This is a genomic window from Zhongshania aliphaticivorans (assembly GCF_001586255.1).
Lineage (GTDB): Bacteria > Pseudomonadota > Gammaproteobacteria > Pseudomonadales > Spongiibacteraceae > Spongiibacter > Spongiibacter aliphaticivorans.
Genome location: NZ_CP014544.1, coordinates 1910923 through 1929000, shown reverse-complemented (window position 1 = coordinate 1929000; position 18078 = coordinate 1910923). Strand labels below are relative to the sequence as shown.

Sequence of the window (18078 nt, the reverse complement as noted above, 5' to 3'; positions counted from 1 at the left end):
GCTTAGGCCATCATAATTTACACTTAAGGAAGAATCGTACAGCTTCCAATACCTTCTGCGGCCAAATCCTCGATATAAATTTGGCCAGCGCTCGCTGTGGCCAAACGAGCCATACAGTCCGCAATGCTCACACGATCCGTGGTAAGACCGGTAACAGGGTCAATTAATAATAGAAATACAATATTTTCAATGTCCGCAGGAATGGTACTTGGATCGGGCACTTCGTTTATTAGCACTTCACACTGACCAGTCAAATCGCCACCAAGCACTTTGGCAATATTAATATTGTAGCGAGTGGCGCTGGATATACAGTCCAAGATACTGACCTTCTCCGTTATAACCACCAATGCCAAGGGGTCAGGATCGACAACATCTAGAAATGGGATTTCCGTATACACTGGCGCGCTTGGGCCTGGATCGGTTGGCGTCACAGGGTCAACAACGGGGTCGAGGGGGTCAATTGGCGGGTCTACTGGATCTGTGGTGGTGTCGTCGCCACCCCCATTAATTAATACTACCCCGCCCTCACCATTGTTGTTCGCAATATACGCCGAACGCCCCGAAAAATTAGTCGGCGAGGAGTTTTCGAATGCGTTGGGCTGCTGACCAGCAGACAAGCCATCAAAAGCGAAATAGGTATTTGCCTCAATGGCAGAGGCGAAATCAAACATTTCCTGCAAGAGTGCGTCGCGTATGGCGATCCAACCAATGATTGTACCCACCAGCAAGGCAGCGGCGAGAAGCACCAGTTCTGTGGTAATCACATAGCCGGCCTGTTTAGCGCCTCTTACTTTAATTCGCAAATTGCGACGCAAGACTGAGCTCATTGCTCACAGCCAAACAATGCCGATGCATCGTCTAAAAATAAGGATATATTAATCAATGTGTTACGCATATCACCGTCATCTTTTATCGGATTTAATTATAGAGTAGCAAGATGCGAGCCGTTGTAGTTGTTAATTTCGCAAAGCCTAATATCCTCACTTTGCAACGAGGGGTCAAACCGAAGATCAACTTCTGCGTAAGAATCGCTCTGTGCCATCACAAAAAGACGACTTATGCTCCGTGACGCTTAAACGCAATTTTCGGCTTTTTACTACATTAACGGCTAATAATTGGCGCAATCTAGTTTTTTGATTTTATAAGGCCACTGAATAGCCCAGGTTCACATTTAGCCCTAGACTCAGGGTGCTATGTCGCATAATTAGCGCTGCGTGTAACGCCCCAGCTTAGTTCAAGCGAAAGGCCATCTTCACGATATTATGCCCAAATATAATCCATTCTTATCACGCAAGCCCCATGGGCATACTTGTCGCAGCGGCAATTTGAGCTGATTTTGAATTTTACGCCAAATTCTCCCTATAACATCAGAGTCTGATATACCCGATTTATAAGGCTTAAATCACCTGTCATAGGTAATCACTTTTACAGCGACACCGGCCAAGATCAGCCTTTGGCACCGAATTTGCTCAGCCATGGTTGAAAACCAACTTGTGTCATAGTTATTTATCTACGTGAGGAAATTACCATGAAAAAGCACTTCGTCGCCTTAACACTACTTTTATCAATTAGTACCGTGAGTCACGCTCAAGACTTGCTGTCTGGAGCGCTTGGGCCCCTTAGCGGAAGCGCAATACCGTCATTAAACCTACTTGATACTGGCCTGCCAACGGCAGCTATCTTAGGCGGCTTAACCCCGCTCGCGATTGATTCAGTTAATACGGCATTGCCACTGGTAAATAGTGTTCTGGTGAGCACACTCCCATCCGTAACAGGTTTAAGCAGCAGTGTTTTAGCGGGATTTGGCCCTGTTGCAATAGACACGGTGAATACTGCCCTGCCCTTGCTTAATAGTGTTTTGGCCAGCGGTTTATTAGATGCAGGTATTCCATTGGTTGGCGGAGATTTAACCGCTGGCTTACTCCCCGTCGCCATTGACTTGGTAAATGCAGCTGCTCCCGTGCTAGCTACCGTTTTGTAATATTAGTCGCACTGCTCAGCTAATTTAGTGTGACTAAGCAGTGCGACTTTTGTCTGCTATTTAATCCTAATCATGACTTGCTCGATTTTATTAAAATGTGACATAGAGGGAATTCGCTCTCGGTACTGCATGCCATCTTGAATTAGTTTCGCCTTACTTATTTGGTTTTCGCTAGGCGGTTTCGTCCTTGCAAATATGCCAGTAATTGTCCTCCAAATACGCTAGCTTTAACGCCGCAAGTTTACGTAGCGCGTCATCAACATCAAAGTCTAATTGGCACTGCCAGCGCTGGGAAAACCAAACTTCGATTCGCTGATCCAGTTCTTGCGCACTGAGGGGCTGGTGGGCCGCCAATAGAAAGTAATAGGCTAGCAAGCTCTCTTTACACTCAGCTTCTTCGGCGTCGTCGAGTAGGCGGTACAGAACCCCCGCATTATTATCCAGTAATTTGAAGTAGAGATTCCTCGTCAGCGCTTCAGTAAAGCGCAATTTACGATTCTTGAAATTACTGAACTGCTTAAATAAATAGGCGCCAATGGTACCGGCGCCCGCCAACAGTACAATGATGGCGTTGCGGTCTAAAGCTACCGATTCCTTGTGCCATCCCAGCCAAAAGCCTAACAAAGACGCAGTTAAGACCAAGGTCGCACCGAGTTTTGTGGTGAGCACAATGCCACCACTAACGAGTGCGGGTATGCCTATCATTAATTTGTCGCGCAAACGCATCCCAACTTGGGTATTGGGAAACAGCATTTCTAAGTCGGCATCGGGCACGTTTTGGAATAGTTTCAACATCGTTGATCCGGGCCGACAATCCGCCGCCGCGCTGCTTCCGTTCGCGGTGTCTTTAAAGCGTAAATAGAGGACAACTCTATCGTAGTTAATGAAATGAACCGTTTTGCGCCACAAGTTAAACGGACCGCGTATTTCCTCTGAGCGCTCGCTGGCGCCACGGGTATACAGTAAGACCTCGTCAAAATCATCGAGGTTTACCATAAGCCTAATATGGAATAAGGACGCTGAATCCAGCGCATTAGCGAGGACCTCAGGGGTTACCTTGTCGTAATTCGCACGCTCGAGTAATTGCGCCACCTGCTGCGCTAGGTCTTTTGCGCTAGCCAAACTATCGCTGTTGTCGAGATACACCAGGCGGGTGTCTGCATCGGGATCCAGGCTGAAATAGGTATCTTTAAGAGCGTGCTTTGTGCGGTGGAAGTCGTCGCGAAAATGGCTTTCAATATGGGCGGCACCGGCTCTAAATTGCACCAAACTTTCCGCGTCTAACTGCCCTTCTTGTAGACACATTTGTAAAATATCTGCACGACGAAATGGGATAAAGTGGAGTAAGGCCAGATTTGGCATGGCAACAACCTTTTGTCTTTATAGAGAGCGTTTTGTTTGATTTAGAGGATTCCCTGCCTCGACATTGCCACGCAGCATAGGCTATTGTTTTTGCGAGGGGTAATGTTTTTGTCCAACAGCCATCAATCTGAGATTAAACATGCACGATCATCACCATCATAGCGCCTCAGAACGCATCGGTTGGGCCTTCGCCCTCAATTTTGGTTTTACCATCGTTGAGTTTATTGGTGGTTATTTAACCAATAGCACCGCGATAATGGCGGACGCGGTGCATGATCTGGGAGATTGTCTTGCGATTGGCTCCGCCTGGGTGCTCAATAAAATCTCAGACAAAGAGGCCAGCCACCACTATAGCTATGGTTATCGCCGTTTTTCCTTACTCGGCGCGCTTATCAACGGCGTGGTGTTGGTGCTGGGCGCAATGTGGATTTTGAGCGAGGCGGTTCCGCGCTTGGCGCACCCAGAAATGCCTAATGCAACCGGGATGCTGGGCTTGGCAATTCTTGGAGTGGCGGTTAACGGTTATGCCGCCTACAAGTTAAGCCACGGTAAAACCCTAAACGAGCGCATGCTCAATTGGCATTTACTGGAAGATGTTCTGGGCTGGGTTGCCATCCTAGTATTGTCCTTGGTGTTAATGGTGGTTGAACTCCCCATTTTAGACCCCCTGCTCTCCATCGGGTTTACCGTGTTTATCCTCTTTAATGTGGTGAAAACCCTAATCGAAACCCTGCGCCTATTCTTGCAAGCAACCCCAGACCGCGAGCTGCGCAGCCAAATTCAGGGCGATCTGCAAGCCATTGGCCACGTGAGCGATATTCATCACCTCCACCTATGGTCTTTAGACGGCGAGCATCATGTGTTAACCGCGCACCTAATTCTGAACCAGCATTACGCCCAGCCCGAGCTGGTATCACTCAAAGCGGATATCGCGGCGGCCATGGCCAAGTACCAGTTGAGCCACACCACCATTGAACTGGAGTTTCCCGACGAGTTTTGTCGTGACACTCCTCAGCATTCACATTGAGGAAAAAGACCGGCGGCACTCACTATTTCACTATCGTGAATATTCCCGCTGCTATTCGTGGTTCGAAGCCAGAAAATCATTGGCTTATTTCATCGCCATTCGCTAGATTGCGCGCAATCGCTAGCCCGTCCAGCTAGCGTCTGGTAAGAGGTTTGGTGTGGCATGATAGATCCCGTGATTTTGTTTTTTATCTTCGGTCTCAGTGCCGGCTTGCTCCGCTCTGAGTTACGACTTCCCCCCGCCATTTACGATCTTGTTAGCATTATGTTGCTGCTAACCATTGGCATGAAAGGCGGTATCGAACTCGCCAAACAGCCCTTTTTGGAACTGTTACCGCAGATGCTGGTGGTTATTGGCCTCGGTATCCTTTTACCCCTCATTGCCTTCCCTCTCCTGCGCTACCTAGGCCGCTTTAGTCGGGTGGACGCGGCCTCTATCGCCGCACACTACGGTTCGGTGAGCATGGGTACTTTTGCGGTCGCGGTGGCCTATATGAGCGCGCGTGGGATCTACTACGAGGAGCAAATGCCACTTTTTGTGGTAATGCTCGAGATACCTGCCATTCTGGTCGGCATCGTGATCGCCAAGGGATTCTCCAAGCAGACAAATTGGGCGCAAGTTGGCCACGAAGTGCTACTGGGTAAGAGCATCATTCTCATGATCGGCGGCCTGCTCATTGGCTGGATTGCCGGTGCCGAGCAATTGGCGTCGATCAAACCCCTGTTCTTCGATTTATTTAAAGGCATTTTAGCCCTCTTCCTCTTAGAAATGGGCCTAATCACCTCTAAGCACGTGGGCAGCCTGAAAAAGTACGGCGTTTTCCTGATCGTGTTTGGTATTAGCATGCCGATGCTGTCGGCGGTACTTGGTGCGGCCACTGGCTGCTTACTGGGCTTCTCCGTGGGCGGTACCGCAATGCTCGCCATACTCGCCGCCAGTGCATCCTACATCGCGGTACCTGCGGCAATGCGGATCTCGGTGCCCGAGGCAAACCCGACCTTGTCTTTGGCGGCGTCACTGGGTATCACCTTCCCCTTTAACGTGGTGATCGGCATCCCCATTTATTACGCGATGGCGGAATACATACACGCTTTTTTTGGAGCTTAAACAATGAGCGACAACATAAAAAAACTTTTAACCATTGTCACCGAAGCGGCGCTAGAAAATATCTTAATCAAGGATATTGAGCGCCTCGGCGCGCAGGGCTACACCATTACTGATGCCCGTGGCAAAGGTGGTCGAGGTAGTCGCAGTGCCGCCTGGGATGCCAACGGCAATATTCGGATTGAGGTAGTTAGCGACGCGGCTATCGCCAGCCAGATTGCCAGCCACCTAAAAGAAACCTACTACGATAACTACGCCATGATTCTGTTTATGAGCGATGTTGAAGTGATTAGACCAGAGAAGTTTTAGCACGATTTGAATTACGCTACGTTAAGCCCTAATACAAATCTGCCGCAAAACGTATTGTTTGTGGGGAGGATCGCGGCTCCGCGATCCTCCAAATTTTTATGACAGCAAATCGCCGCGTTCATGGCTCACTTTGGGTTTGCGCCATGCCAGCCTGTATAAGCCGGGAAGCACAAACAAAGTGAGCAACGTCGACGAGATAATGCCCCCTATAACAACCGTCGCTAGCGGTCGCTGAACCTCGGCCCCCGTGCTGGTGTTAAGCGCCATCGGCAAAAAGCCCAGCGCCGCCACAAGGGCAACCATCAAGATTGGCCGTAGGCGGAGCATGGCGCCGTCGTGAATCGCTTTCTCTATTGGCGTGCCGCGCTTTAGTTCATCTATAAATGCCGACACCATCATTACCCCGGTCAGCACGGAAACCCCGCACAGGGTAATAAAGCCAACCCCAGCGGTAATAGACAAAGGAATATCCCGTAGCCATAGCGCAATTACTCCGCCAGTTAAGGCCAGCGGCACACCGCTAAACACCAGTGCGGCGTCTTTTGCTGAGCCAAAGGTCACCATCAACAGCGCAAAAATCATCACCAATGTGACCGGCACTAATAGGCTTAAGCGCTGGGATGCGGATTGTAGCTGTTCAAAGGTGCCGCCGTATTCAAGCCAATAGCCAGGTGGAAGCCTTAGCTGCTGCGCAATTTCGCGCTGTACCTCGGCCACGAAGCCGCCTAAATCTCGGCCTTTTACGTTGGCACTAACCACGAGCCGGCGCTTGCCGTTTTCCCTTGAGATCTGGTTCGGGCCAGGGGCTAAGTTAAGGCTAGCCACTTCTCGCAACGGTACATACCCGCCTTCGGGCAGTGGTATTGGTAGGCGCTCTAATGCTTGTACGTCGCCCCTGATCTCTTCGGTCAGGCGCACCACAATGGCGAAGCGGCGATCACCTTCAAAAATTAAGCCCGCGGCCTCACCGCCGGTCGCGGCGGCAAGCACCGCTTGGACATCGGCCACATTTAAACCATAGCGATAGAGCGCGGCGCGATCAGCCTCAACCGACAGTATTGGCAAGCCAGAGACCTGCTCCACCTTCACACCATCTGCGCCGTCGATGCCATTTAATACCGTTGCGATCTCGGCGCCGGTTTTAAGTAGCTGCGTCAAATCATCGCCAAATACCTTTATGCCCACGTCTGAGCGCACGCCCGATATCAACTCATTAAAACGCAGTTGAATCGGCTGGCTGATCTCAAAGGCATTGCCCGGTAACAGCGCCAACTGCTCGCCAATATCATTTAGCAATTCAGCCTTGGTTTTAGTGGGATCTGGCCAGTCACTGCGTTCTTTGAGCATTACGTAGCCGTCGGAAATATTCGGCCCCATCGGGTCACTGGCAACTTCAGCGGTGCCGACACGGGAGAAATAGGTTTTCACCTCTGGAATTTCCAGTACCGCTTTTTCCAGCTGAAACTGCATCTCAAGAGACTGGCTTAAGCTGGTGCCAGGAATGCGTAAAGCTTGAATCGCGATATCGCCCTCATCCAGATTGGGAATAAACTCGGTACCCATTCTCGTTGCCAGCACGCTCACCAAGGCCACAAAGATTAAGGCAGAAGATAATACCGCTACGCGAAATTTAATCGCCCAGGTAATTACCGGCGCGTAGATCTGCTTTGAATAACGAACAATGGCATTGTCTTTTTCTTCAATGTGGCCCGTCATAAACAGTGCCACCGCGGCGGGAACAAAGGTCAGCGACAAGACCAAGGCCGATAGCAAAGCCATGATGACCGTCATGGCCATTGGAGTGAACATTTTGCCCTCTACACCGCTTAAGGCCAAAATCGGTAGGTTCACCAAGATCACCACCAGCACGCTAATCAAACTCGGTGTAAATACCTCGCGGGTGGCGGTAAACACGGTTTTAAAACGTTCTTCGAGTTTCAAAATGCGGCCAAGCTCATGCTGCCGTCCCGCCAAGCGCAGAATGCAGTTTTCGACAATAATAACGGCGCCATCCACAATCAAACCGAAATCGAGGGCGCCTAGGCTCATAAGATTGGCGCTCACTTGTGCCTGCACCATGCCTGTCATTAGCATTAGCATGGACAGCGGAATAACCATTGCCGTTATTAATGCCGCGCGAATATTACCCAGCATCAGCAATAACACCACAACCACCAATACCGCACCTTCGGCGAGATTGGCCTGCACTGTTGCAATGGTTTTATCAACCAGTACCGTGCGGTCATACACTGGCTCGGCAATCACGCCGTCGGGAAGGGTTTTGTTGATCTCCTTTAGCTTGGCCGACACCGCTTGGGAAACCGTTCGGCTATTGCCGCCGAGCAGCATCACGGCAGTGCCCAACACCGTCTCTTTACCATCGAGGGTTGCCGCGCCAGTGCGCAACTCTTTGCCAAAGCCAACGTCGGCTACATCGGCTACGGTTATCGGTATTCCCCCACGGCGGGCAAGGATAATGCGCTTAATTTCGGCAATGTCGGCGACCTGCCCAGGTGCACGAATTAGGTATTGCTCGCCGTTTTTCTCAATATAGCCCGCGCCAACATTGGCGTTATTGGCTTTCAGTGCCTGCACCACGTCATCAAAGCTAAGCCGGTAGGCCAGTAGTTTTGCGGGTTCTGGGCTGATATGAAATTGCTTTTCAAAACCGCCAATGGTGTTCACTTCGGTTACGCCCGCAACCAGGCGCAGCTGTGGCCGAATCACCCAGTCCTGCAAGGTGCGCAGCGCGGTAGCGTCATAAGCTTCACCGCTTGGCTGCACCGCGCCTGGTGTAGCGTGAACCGCATAATGAAATATTTCACCGAGGCCCGTGGCCACCGGCCCCATAACGGGTTCAATGCCCGCAGGCATTTCGCTTTTTGCTTGCTGTAGGCGTTCGTTGATTAGATTGCGGGCAAAGTAAATATCGGTGCCCTTTTCAAACACCACCGTTACCTGAGACAGGGCATAGCGTGAAAGCGAACGGGTGCTTGCTACATTCGGCAATCCGGTGATGGCTAATTCCACCAGATACGTAATGCGCTGCTCTACCTCCAATGGCGAATAGCCTTGGGCCTCGGTATTAATCTGCACTTGCACATTGGTAATGTCGGGTACGGCGTCTATCGGCAGCTGCTGGTAATTCCAAGCGCCTAAGACCGCCGTAGCAAAGACCAGAAACATCACTAGCCAGCGCCGCGCGATAGAAAACTGAATTAATTTATCGATCATAGCGAACTCCTGCTTGCAGTTCGTATGCGCTGGTACCGTCACCGCGCCCAGCGCCTTGCGGGCTGGGTGTTAAACAGTGGGCTGATTGTTTTTGATTAGTGTCCATGTTCAGCGTCCTCTTTGCCCAATTCGGATTTCAGTACAAAGCTGTTTTTGCTGACATACACTTCATCAATGCTAAGCCCGCTCAAGGCCTCACTCACCTCACCATCGCTGCGCCCCAGTGTCACAAGCCGCGGCTCAAAGCCCTCCTCGCCCTGCACAAAAATAACCGGCGCATTGTCGATAATTTGAATAGCCTCGTTGCGAAGGATCACCGGCGCCGCAATTTCAGCGCGGGTGATTTGCGCTTTAACAAAAATGCCAGGTTTCCACTCGCCACCTTGATTATCAATAAGTACCCGCGCAGTAATAGCCTGGTTAACACCACTACTTTGCTGGGCAATATAAATAATTTTGCCATCGGCAGTCTGTGTTGAATCAAGGCTAATAATACGCACACTTTGACCTAGTTTTATGTCGCCAAGGTCTTTTGGAAAAATTGAAAGCTCCACCCAGAGAGTGGAAAAATCCTGCACAACTAACAGTGGCGCATCGCCAGTTTGTTCACCAACATTGGCATTGCGCTGGGTAATCACGCCATTTAGCGCCGACGTGATTGCATAGGTTTTTAAACTCTCGTTGGCCTCCACGGCCACCAGCGCTTCACCTTTGTGAACGGTATCGCCAAGACTTTTATTAAGATCGCGAACAATACCGCGATACCGCGCGTGTACTGACTGCACTCGCTCGGCATTCGCCGCAACCACGCCATAAACCGGCAACACCTCGCGAATAGTGCCTCCTGTGGCGCTTGTTAGCGAAAGACCCGCGTGGGCTATTTGCGCCTGCGTCAGCGCGATATGAGCTTCTTCGCCATGTTCTTCATGCTCGTCGTGGCTGGCCTGCTCACGTTCACTGCCTGCTGCGCAGACCTGAACCGCGAACAACATCATTAACAAGCACGCACTAAGCAGCTTAAAAGCGGAATGAGTTTTCAATGTAATTACGTTCATTGGAATGTTCCTGAATAGGTATTGGCTCTGTCGTCATGCGCCTCAGCACGATGGTTTGCGCGCAGAGCTTGTGCGGAAAGGGATTGACCGGTTAGCTGTTCAATCTCGGCGCCATACTGCAAAGCGGCAGCGGCCGCTTCAATCCGTCCGCGCCTTGCCGCCAGTAACTCCTGCCGCGCACTAACGTAGTCGAGATAGCCATAGCGCCCGCCTTCATAAGCCGTTTGGGTTGCGCTTAAGGCCTGTTCAAGTGCAGGAATAATCGTGATGCCTAAGGTCTTAACCGCAACAATCGCTTGTTGTCGGCTATAAAATGCGCGGTACAACTGTGTGTGTAATTCAAGTAGCGCCGCTTCGCGCTGTATCAATATTTGATTTTTCTCGGCGTAGGCCGTTTTGATCGCGCCGGAATTTCGCTTGCCTGAAAACAAGGGCACGCTGAATCCTGCAAGCAACGCCGTGTCGTTATTTGCTTGGAATTGACGCACACCAAATGACCAGCTGATGTCTGCACGCGCCTCGGTTCGCGCAAGTCGAAGCTCGGCCTCTTTGAGGCGAGACTCAGCAGCGAAAACTTCAATTGCGGGATTTTTTTCAAGCTTGGTATACAGGCTCTCAAATCCCACATCCGCGCCAAACTGGAATAGGTCACCTTGCACAGCATTGAAGTCTGGCGTAGTCGAAGCCCACAGTGCAGCCAAGGCCATCTTCAAATAGGCAAAATGCTGTTGTTCTGCGAGCAAGCTCAGCTTCGCCTGCGCACTAGCCGCCTGCGCACGCTTCACTTCCACCTCCGGCGTAGCGCCCGCCTTAGCCCGCTTAGCGACGACGGCTAAGCTTTCTTCGGCCAGTTCAACGTCTTCTGCTGCTAAGGCGACCTTTTTCTGGGCAGTTAACACCGCAACGTAGCGACGGGTAACTTCGCCCAATAGCGCAAGTGATTCCACCTGCCGCGTGGCCTCCAGCACTGCGTAGCTATTCGACACAAGCCCTTGCCGCGCAGCCCGCTTATCGCCCATTTCGATAACCGAAGACAAGGCAACAGTCAGTTCTGCGCCGTCAACCCCCGCGAACTCGCCAGAGCCACCAAGATTCTCTGCATCTACACCAAGTTCATAAGCTGGGCGCAACTTGGCGGTTTCGGCCTGCCCTTGCAGGGCCGCAGCGCGAAACGGAAAGACTTTTAAACGTGGATTTTGGGCCAGGGAACGCTGCACAGCATCCGCCAAAGACAGCGCTGGTAGCGCTGCACTTAGCCCTGAAGAAAAAGCAAATAATAAACAACACAGAATACAGCGGGCGCTTAACACCCGCCGATTCCACCCGCCGAAACTCGGCCTTGTGGGCATGGCTAACATAGTTCGATCCTACTTATTTAAGAAAATTAATTCCGTGCATTGCCGCGAAAAGCGCAATACCGGTAAATGACTTAATGAGTAAAATCAGACTATTGGAGGGCGGTAGAGCAAGGAAAACGGGGCCGTAGGAATACTGGCGTGGTAATGACTATGAAATTGATTGTGTTGCAGAAAATCTGGCTCTGCGAGCTTGCCAGACAAGTAGAAATGACCAAGACAGCCATGGTGATGACAATGAGACAAACCGTCTGCGGTAAGATCAAGTTGCGAGGGGGCGGTAGTTTCTTGCCCTGAGTCCTCGCCTTTTTCCGACGCGTTGCTATGCGCCTCATCGCCAGAAAAATGAACCGTGTCCGCGTGATTTATGGGATGCACATCGGCCATTGTTGTCAATGACTGCAAAGCAATCAAGACTAACAATATATAGGACAATGCTTTTTTATGCATACAGATACATAAACCCGTTGAAATCAAATAACTCTGAAAAGCATAACATTTTTGGTCGTGGATTAAATCCCTAGACCCGTTAACCCTTAGTTAATAAAACAAGGAGCGTTTAGAACTGTTCATTATTTTTAAATTCATTGGCATCAATACCCAACCTTCGCAACTTGGCGCGCAGGGTACTGACATTGATGTCTAAACGTTTAGCCGCGCCATAAGGGCCGTCTACTCGACCCTTGGTCTCGGTGAGAATATGCTTGATATGCGCGGCGATGACCGCCTCTAAAGACTCATTTTCCGGGGCATTATTCTTGCCAGCCGGGCTAGCTTGGTTAAGAACAGCACGTGGTTTGGGCGATGGCGCGCCCAGCGCCATCTCTAAATCAAGGTATTCTCCGTGACCCAGTATTACCGCACGCTCAAGTACCGAGCCTAACTCCCTGATATTACCAGGCCAGCTATAGCGCTTTAAATTGCGCACATCTGCGGCCGACAGCGGTGGTACGGGCACCCCCATGCGCATCGCGGCGCGCTGAATAAAATGCTTGGCGAGGTCTTCAATATCGTCAAGTCGTTCGTTCAGGGTTGGTAAGATTATCGGAAACACGGCGAGGCGATACCACAAATCCTCGCGAAAACTGCCCTCTTGTACCATCTTAGGAAGGTCGCGATGAGTGGCTGCAATCACCCTAACATCAACTTGTACATCATGCTCACTGCCGACTTTTTGAATAATCCCGTCTTGCAACACCCGCAGTAACCGCACCTGCGCGGCGGGGGGAAGCTCACCGACCTCGTCGAGAAATAATGTGCCTCCCCCTGCCCGTTCAAACCACCCGCGTCGGCTGGCTAGCGCGCCGGTGAAGCTGCCTTTTTCGTGACCGAATAATTCGGAGTCAATCAGTTCTGGGGGCAGCGCGCCGCAGTTAACGCGCAGAAACGGCCCGTTATGGCGCGCTGAGCGCTCGTGAATCGCGCGGGCGATGACCTCTTTGCCCGCGCCGGTTTCACCTAGAATAAGGACCCCAGCAGGGCTTGGCGCAACTTGATTAACACGGCGCATCACCTGCTTTAACCCGCCATCGACGCCGACAATATTCTCTGAAATAGAACGCAGCCCCAAACGGCCCAAAAGGTTTTGACGATCCGCCTCAGCCTTGGCCCGCAAGCGCTGAATATGAGTAAGTTGTTGGTCATTTTCGATGCAGGCCAGCAGTGGTTCGGCAAGGGCCATGAGCTGCTCGCATTGACTACGCGTGCATGCCGATTCGCAAATCAAGACCGCAACACCCAGCATGCCGGTGTCACGCCGCAGCGGTATTAACAGGGATATTCCATCGTCGTAATCTGAGCCCAGCAGAACCTTGAGCGCAGCCCGATGCCTGGCATCGCTTTGCTCACTTAGCTGTGCAGTAGCGCGCGCCCAGCGCTGGATTGTGTCTAACGCCGAGGCATCAGTAATCGCCTGCTGGCTTAATCTCTCGGGCACATGCTCATCGCGCCAACCACCGCTTAAGCGCCACTCATCGGCGCCATTAAACGCAAATAAGTACAGCTCGTCGATGCGCGCTATTTCCCGTAACACCTCAATAAGCGACGGCATTAAGTCGCTAAGCACGGCATGCTTTCCCGCTTCAGTCCACAGGGCAAGGAGGTGTTTGTCAGCTTTAACGGTCATTTATGGCGTCTTAATTAGCGTAAATTCCGCCAAATATAGCGCACAAATACTTCATATATGACTAATTATTTCTAAATCAATAAAGTGATATAAAAATATTCTTATAAAACAATAGCTTAATATCACCATTGAATCTGGCATAAAGTTTGATAACAAGATGACAAACGCCACTTTCTGTCTTATAGGACGCTAAATGAAAACCTCACGCCGAACTCGTTTGTTTGCGCCCTTTGCGGGGTCATTAGTACTCGCCAGTTTGCTATCCAGCACAACAGTTGATGCCAAAGATTACAGCTTACTAAATGTTTCCTACGATCCAACCCGGGAACTGTATCAAGAGTTTAACGCTGAGTTCAGTCGCTACTGGAAGGAAAAAACCGGTGACCAAATTGCCATCAAGCAGTCTCACGGCGGTTCCGGCAAACAAGCTCGCTCAGTAATCGATGGTTTATCCGCCGATGTGGTGACGCTGGCGCTGGCCTACGACATCGACGTCATCAGCAAGCAAACCGGCAAATTGGCGGAAAACTGGCAATCGCAACTTGCCAGTAATAGTGCCCCCTACACGTCCACCATTGTGCTGCTGGTACGCAAAAACAACCCCAAGAAAATCCACGACTGGCCAGACTTAATCAAACCCGGCATTAGTGTGGTTACCCCCAACCCGAAAACCTCGGGGGGCGCGCGCTGGAATTACTTGGCCGCCTACGCGTTTGCTAAGCACGCCTACGGCAGCGATGCCGCTGCGGAAGAATTTATCAGCACCTTATTCAAACGGGTCAGCGTATTAGACACCGGAGCAAGAGCTGCAACCACCACCTTCGCCCAACGCGGCATTGGCGACGTGCTTATTACTTGGGAAAACGAAGCGTATTTAGCCCTCAATGAATTTGGCGCCGACAAATTTGAAATTGTACTGCCGTCCATATCGATTAAGGCAGAACCGCCGGTTGCCGTGGTTGCTGCTAACGCCCAAAAGCACGGCGTGGCCACTATTGCGCAAGGCTATCTCGAATATTTATACAGCCCCCAAGGGCAAACCATTATCGCCAAACATTACTTCCGCCCAGCCAAACCTGAGCTGATAAGCAGCGCGGAGATCCCTCATTTACCCGAACTCAAGTTAGTCAATATCAACCAAGAATTTGGCGGCTGGGAGCAGGTGCAAGCCAAGCACTTTAAAGATGGCGGCGTGTTTGACCAACTCTATCGGCCACGTCGTTAATTACGGTGACCTCAACAATAAAGGCTAAGGCTGAAATCAGTATGAAATTCAAAACTAAGTCGCCGCTACCGGGCTTTGCGCCCGCGCTATTTTACACCGTGCTATATCTCGCGCTCATCGTCGTTATTCCGCTGTCGGGCTTATTCTTTAAAACCGCCGAATTAGGTCTGGCGCAATTTTGGGATTTAATCACGGGTGAACGGGTGACCCACGCCTTGATGATCTCCTTCACCACCGCCTTAGCGGCGGCCATTATCAATGCAGTGTTTGGTCTAATTATTGCGTGGGTGTTTGTGCGTTATGACTTTACTGGCAAGGGTCTATTCGATGCCATTATCGACCTGCCCTTCGCTCTACCAACGGCGGTTGCCGGTATTGCGCTAAGCACTCTTTACTCGGGTAGCGGCTGGCTCGGTAACTTGTTTAACATGGTCGGTATTGAAATTGCATTTACCCCCATTGGTATTGTGATTGCGCTGACCTTTATCGGCTTACCCTTTGTGGTGCGCAGTGTAGAGCCGGTGTTGCGGGAACTGGAAAAAGAACTTGAAGAAGCCGCCGCCTCGCTTGGCGCCAGCCGTTGGCAAACCCTGTATCACGTGGTATTTCCCACCCTGCTACCGGCTTTATTAAGCGGCTTTGCGCTGGCCTTTGCACGTGGCGTTGGCGAATACGGCTCGGTGATTTTTATTGCTGGTAACGTGCCCTATGTGTCCGAAGTAGCACCCTTACTCATTGTGATTAAATTAGAAGAATACGATTACGCTGGCGCCACCGCAGTGGCCGCCGCCATGTTGCTCATTTCCTTTGTGCTGCTGATTCTCATTAATGCCTTACAAGCCTGGAGTCAGCGTTATAAAGCTAGCTCGGGCAATGTAAATGCTGCTCCAGATAAGGGGTTTGTCGCATGAACCCGTCTACGCAGAAAAATAGTATAAAAGTGGCAGGCCATTCGGCTATTAGTGAAGGCAAGCTCACGCGCTGGGTATTAACGACTATTGCGCTGAGTTTTTTAATACTGTTTTTGCTACTGCCCTTATTTACCGTGTTCGCCGAAGCATTACGCAATGGCTGGCAAACCTACGGCAAGGCCTTGAGCGATGCCGACGGCCTAGCGGCAATTAGGCTCACGATCATCGCCTCGGCGATTTCCGTACCCTTGAATCTTATTTTTGGGGTCGCAGCAGCCTGGTCAATTGCCAAGTTTGAGTTTCGCGGCAAGGTCTTATTAACCACCCTGATTGATTTGCCATTTTCGGTATCGCCAGTGGTCACCGGTTTGATCTTTGTGCTGATGTTTGGCGCCAGCGGCTGGGCGGCGCCCTTACTAGACAACACCGATATTCAAATTTTGTTTGCCCTGCCCGGCATTGTGTTGGTCAGTATCTTTGTCACCTTTCCGTTCATTGCGCGGGAGTTGATCCCGTTAATGCAGGAACAAGGCAGCGACGAAGAACAAGCTGCCCTGAGTCTCGGCGCCAACGGTTGGCAGACGTTTTGGCATGTCACCCTGCCCAATATTCGCTGGGGCCTGCTCTATGGTGTGCTGCTCTGTAATGCACGGGCCATGGGTGAGTTCGGTGCGGTGTCGGTGGTGTCTGGGCATATTCGCGGTGAAACCAATACCCTGCCCCTGCACGTGGAAATTCTTTACAACGAATACAACTTTGCCGCCGCCTTTGCCATGGCCTCGATTTTAGCCTCATTGGCACTCGTGACGCTGGCCATAAAAGCCGTGCTCGAAAAAGCCCACGGTTTAAAACATTAATCTCGACCTTATTGGAAACACAAACAATGGAAATTCAATTAAGCGGCATAAGCAAACAGTTTGGCCAATTCAAAGCCCTCGACAATGTGGGTCTTAATATTCAGTCTGGTGAACTACTCGCGCTGCTCGGGCCATCTGGTTCAGGCAAAACCACCTTACTGCGCATTATTGCCGGCCTAGAAAGTGCCGACACTGGCAGCGTTTACTTTGATGGGGTCGACATGGCCAACACCCCATTGCGTGAGCGGCAAATTGGTTTTGTGTTTCAGCATTACGCCTTGTTCAAGCACATGACCCTGCGCGAGAACGTGAGCTTTGGCTTGCGGGTTAAAACCCGCGCCTTTCGTCGCCCCGCTGCAGCGATTCGCGCCCGCGCCGATGAATTATTAAAGCTAGTGCAATTGGGCGGTTTAGAAGATCGCTATCCCCACCAATTGTCTGGCGGCCAGCGTCAGCGGGTGGCCCTTGCCCGCGCTTTGGCTATCGACCCCAAAGTTCTGCTTCTTGACGAACCCTTCGGCGCCCTAGACGCCAAAGTCCGCAAAGAACTGCGGCAATGGCTGCGAGATTTGCACCAGCAAACCGGCGTCACTACGGTGTTCGTTACCCACGATCAAGAGGAAGCGCTAGAATTGGCCGACCGGGTGGTAATTATGCAAAAAGGCGAAATCGCCCAGCTCGGCAGTGTCGATCAAGTTTATGAACAACCCGCCTCGCCTCTGGTGTTCGACTTTTTAGGCGACAGTAATATTATCGCCGCGCAATGGCGGGGCGACGTAGTGCATGTTGGCGACTCAGCAATCGGTGCCTATCCAAGCACGGCAAATACTGCCGTGCTGGATGAGGGCGCGGTCGATGTTTATGTTCGCCCCAGCGATTTACGCATTGCCGACGCTGAGCAAGCGGGCATAGACGTGGTGGTAAATAGCATTCAACGCACCGGGCCAATTGTGCGCGCCGAAGTTAGCTTTGCACATAGCACTTTTGCCCAAAGCCATTCCACCCTTCGTGTCGAGTTGCCGCATTTACATCACGATGTGCCCCGCTTCCAGATCGGCGCCACCTTGCGGCTACGTTTAATGCAGTTCAGCGTGTTTGCCCCGCAAACAATCACGCCAGTACGGGAGCAACTCAGCGCGCCAATTCTCATTGGCAGAGAGCGCGAACGTCTCGCCGGATAATGTTAATAAAGCCCTTGACCTTACCATTGTGGTAAGGTCAATGATCAAGCCTCGATCAACGGAGGGCTTAATCATGAGCGCATCTAAACGTAATACCCCTAGCAGTGTTCACAATAAAACGACGTTGCAACTGACTATTCTTGGCATGAACTGCGGCGCCTGCGTAGGCAGGATCACACGGGCGCTCAATGAACTTGACGGTATTGACGGGGTCGAGATTAATTTGGCGGCTAAAACAGCAGACATCATCGTTAACGACGCCGACATTGATTCCGACACCATCATTGCCGCCATAGCTGAGGCGGGCTATCAGGCGTCACCGATAGCACTCGCTAACCATGAGTAAAGGAGC

At 51.2% G+C, this 18078-nt stretch carries 16 protein-coding genes; 9 read left to right on the top strand and 7 right to left on the bottom strand.

The genetic code is table 11. The annotated features are described in order from the left end of the window. Nucleotides 1-23: 23 nt before the first annotated feature. Nucleotides 24-827: a hypothetical protein gene (locus AZF00_RS08540; protein ID WP_008247955.1), complete on the bottom strand. Its 804-nt coding sequence runs from the start codon at nt 825-827 to the stop codon at nt 24-26. A gap of 701 nt (nt 828-1528) precedes the next feature. On the opposite strand from AZF00_RS08540, the gene AZF00_RS08535 reads away from it, so the two are divergent. After that, nucleotides 1529-1981 carry a hypothetical protein gene (locus tag AZF00_RS08535; protein WP_008247945.1) on the top strand — a complete coding sequence of 151 codons (453 nt, stop codon included), beginning with the start codon at nt 1529-1531 and terminating at the stop codon, nt 1979-1981. A gap of 171 nt (nt 1982-2152) precedes the next feature. On the opposite strand, the gene AZF00_RS08530 is transcribed toward AZF00_RS08535, so the two are convergent. Then, nucleotides 2153-3343 carry a TMEM143 family protein gene (locus AZF00_RS08530; RefSeq protein WP_008247943.1) on the bottom strand — a complete coding sequence of 397 codons (1191 nt, stop codon included), beginning with the start codon at nt 3341-3343 and terminating at the stop codon, nt 2153-2155. Nucleotides 3344-3482: 139 nt separating this feature from the next. Here AZF00_RS08530 and AZF00_RS08525 point away from each other — a divergent pair, with 139 nt between their 5' ends. From AZF00_RS08525 to AZF00_RS08515, 3 genes are all read left to right on the top strand, one after another. Next, on the top strand, nt 3483-4370 hold the full coding sequence (locus tag AZF00_RS08525; protein ID WP_008247941.1) for a cation diffusion facilitator family transporter: 888 nt from the start codon (nt 3483-3485) through the stop codon (nt 4368-4370). A gap of 162 nt (nt 4371-4532) precedes the next feature. Further along, nucleotides 4533-5477 carry a sodium-dependent bicarbonate transport family permease gene (locus AZF00_RS08520; RefSeq protein ID WP_008247939.1) on the top strand — a complete coding sequence of 315 codons (945 nt, stop codon included), beginning with the start codon at nt 4533-4535 and terminating at the stop codon, nt 5475-5477. A gap of 3 nt (nt 5478-5480) precedes the next feature. Beyond that, complete coding sequence (locus tag AZF00_RS08515) at nt 5481-5783, top strand: P-II family nitrogen regulator (RefSeq protein ID WP_008247937.1); 303 nt, start codon at nt 5481-5483, stop codon at nt 5781-5783. Nucleotides 5784-5879: 96 nt separating this feature from the next. On the opposite strand, the gene AZF00_RS08510 is transcribed toward AZF00_RS08515, so the two are convergent. The 5 genes from AZF00_RS08510 to AZF00_RS19470 all read right to left on the bottom strand — a co-directional run bounded on the left by AZF00_RS08510 (nt 5880) and on the right by AZF00_RS19470 (nt 13552). Continuing rightward, nucleotides 5880-9017 (bottom strand): efflux RND transporter permease subunit, encoded by a 3138-nt coding sequence (locus tag AZF00_RS08510; protein ID WP_008247935.1) that lies wholly within the window; start codon nt 9015-9017, stop codon nt 5880-5882. Between the two features lie 95 nt (nt 9018-9112). Beyond that, nucleotides 9113-10072: an efflux RND transporter periplasmic adaptor subunit gene (locus AZF00_RS08505; RefSeq protein WP_008247927.1), complete on the bottom strand. Its 960-nt coding sequence runs from the start codon at nt 10070-10072 to the stop codon at nt 9113-9115. Beyond that, nucleotides 10069-11430: a TolC family protein gene (locus AZF00_RS08500; protein ID WP_040802704.1), complete on the bottom strand. Its 1362-nt coding sequence runs from the start codon at nt 11428-11430 to the stop codon at nt 10069-10071. Before AZF00_RS08500 ends, AZF00_RS08505 begins: the two co-directional genes overlap by 4 nt. A gap of 84 nt (nt 11431-11514) precedes the next feature. Continuing rightward, nucleotides 11515-11877, bottom strand: a complete 363-nt coding sequence (locus AZF00_RS08495; protein WP_008247922.1) for a hypothetical protein — start codon at nt 11875-11877, stop codon at nt 11515-11517. Between the two features lie 109 nt (nt 11878-11986). Next, complete coding sequence (locus AZF00_RS19470; protein ID WP_008247920.1) at nt 11987-13552, bottom strand: sigma-54 interaction domain-containing protein; 1566 nt, start codon at nt 13550-13552, stop codon at nt 11987-11989. A 193-nt stretch (nt 13553-13745) separates the two neighbouring features. Here AZF00_RS19470 and AZF00_RS08485 point away from each other — a divergent pair, with 193 nt between their 5' ends. From AZF00_RS08485 to AZF00_RS08465, 5 genes are all read left to right on the top strand, one after another. After that, nucleotides 13746-14777 carry a sulfate ABC transporter substrate-binding protein gene (locus AZF00_RS08485; RefSeq protein WP_008247919.1) on the top strand — a complete coding sequence of 344 codons (1032 nt, stop codon included), beginning with the start codon at nt 13746-13748 and terminating at the stop codon, nt 14775-14777. 41 nt (nt 14778-14818) lie between these two features. Then, nucleotides 14819-15688 carry a sulfate ABC transporter permease subunit CysT gene (gene cysT, locus AZF00_RS08480; RefSeq protein WP_008247911.1) on the top strand — a complete coding sequence of 290 codons (870 nt, stop codon included), beginning with the start codon at nt 14819-14821 and terminating at the stop codon, nt 15686-15688. After that, nucleotides 15685-16545: a sulfate ABC transporter permease subunit CysW gene (gene cysW / locus AZF00_RS08475; protein WP_008247899.1), complete on the top strand. Its 861-nt coding sequence runs from the start codon at nt 15685-15687 to the stop codon at nt 16543-16545. Before cysT ends, cysW begins: the two co-directional genes overlap by 4 nt. A gap of 26 nt (nt 16546-16571) precedes the next feature. Then, complete coding sequence (locus AZF00_RS08470; protein WP_008247897.1) at nt 16572-17726, top strand: sulfate/molybdate ABC transporter ATP-binding protein; 1155 nt, start codon at nt 16572-16574, stop codon at nt 17724-17726. 73 nt (nt 17727-17799) lie between these two features. Beyond that, on the top strand, nt 17800-18072 hold the full coding sequence (locus AZF00_RS08465; RefSeq protein WP_008247895.1) for a heavy-metal-associated domain-containing protein: 273 nt from the start codon (nt 17800-17802) through the stop codon (nt 18070-18072). Nucleotides 18073-18078 lie beyond the last annotated feature (6 nt).

Excerpts from the sequence above, each read along its gene's own strand:
- AZF00_RS08540 (WP_008247955.1), bottom strand. The coding sequence starts at position 827 with ATGAGCTCAGTCTTGCGTCGCAATTTGCGAATTAAAGTAAGAGGCGCT.
- AZF00_RS08535 (WP_008247945.1), top strand. The coding sequence starts at position 1,529 with ATGAAAAAGCACTTCGTCGCCTTAACACTACTTTTATCAATTAGTACC.
- AZF00_RS08530 (WP_008247943.1), bottom strand. The coding sequence starts at position 3,343 with ATGCCAAATCTGGCCTTACTCCACTTTATCCCATTTCGTCGTGCAGAT.
- AZF00_RS08525 (WP_008247941.1), top strand. The coding sequence starts at position 3,483 with ATGCACGATCATCACCATCATAGCGCCTCAGAACGCATCGGTTGGGCC.
- AZF00_RS08520 (WP_008247939.1), top strand. The coding sequence starts at position 4,533 with ATGATAGATCCCGTGATTTTGTTTTTTATCTTCGGTCTCAGTGCCGGC.
- AZF00_RS08515 (WP_008247937.1), top strand. The coding sequence starts at position 5,481 with ATGAGCGACAACATAAAAAAACTTTTAACCATTGTCACCGAAGCGGCG.
- AZF00_RS08510 (WP_008247935.1), bottom strand. The coding sequence starts at position 9,017 with ATGATCGATAAATTAATTCAGTTTTCTATCGCGCGGCGCTGGCTAGTG.
- AZF00_RS08505 (WP_008247927.1), bottom strand. The coding sequence starts at position 10,072 with ATGAACGTAATTACATTGAAAACTCATTCCGCTTTTAAGCTGCTTAGT.
- AZF00_RS08500 (WP_040802704.1), bottom strand. The coding sequence starts at position 11,430 with ATGTTAGCCATGCCCACAAGGCCGAGTTTCGGCGGGTGGAATCGGCGG.
- AZF00_RS08495 (WP_008247922.1), bottom strand. The coding sequence starts at position 11,877 with ATGCATAAAAAAGCATTGTCCTATATATTGTTAGTCTTGATTGCTTTG.
- AZF00_RS19470 (WP_008247920.1), bottom strand. The coding sequence starts at position 13,552 with ATGACCGTTAAAGCTGACAAACACCTCCTTGCCCTGTGGACTGAAGCG.
- AZF00_RS08485 (WP_008247919.1), top strand. The coding sequence starts at position 13,746 with ATGAAAACCTCACGCCGAACTCGTTTGTTTGCGCCCTTTGCGGGGTCA.
- cysT (WP_008247911.1), top strand. The coding sequence starts at position 14,819 with ATGAAATTCAAAACTAAGTCGCCGCTACCGGGCTTTGCGCCCGCGCTA.
- cysW (WP_008247899.1), top strand. The coding sequence starts at position 15,685 with ATGAACCCGTCTACGCAGAAAAATAGTATAAAAGTGGCAGGCCATTCG.
- AZF00_RS08470 (WP_008247897.1), top strand. The coding sequence starts at position 16,572 with ATGGAAATTCAATTAAGCGGCATAAGCAAACAGTTTGGCCAATTCAAA.
- AZF00_RS08465 (WP_008247895.1), top strand. The coding sequence starts at position 17,800 with ATGAGCGCATCTAAACGTAATACCCCTAGCAGTGTTCACAATAAAACG.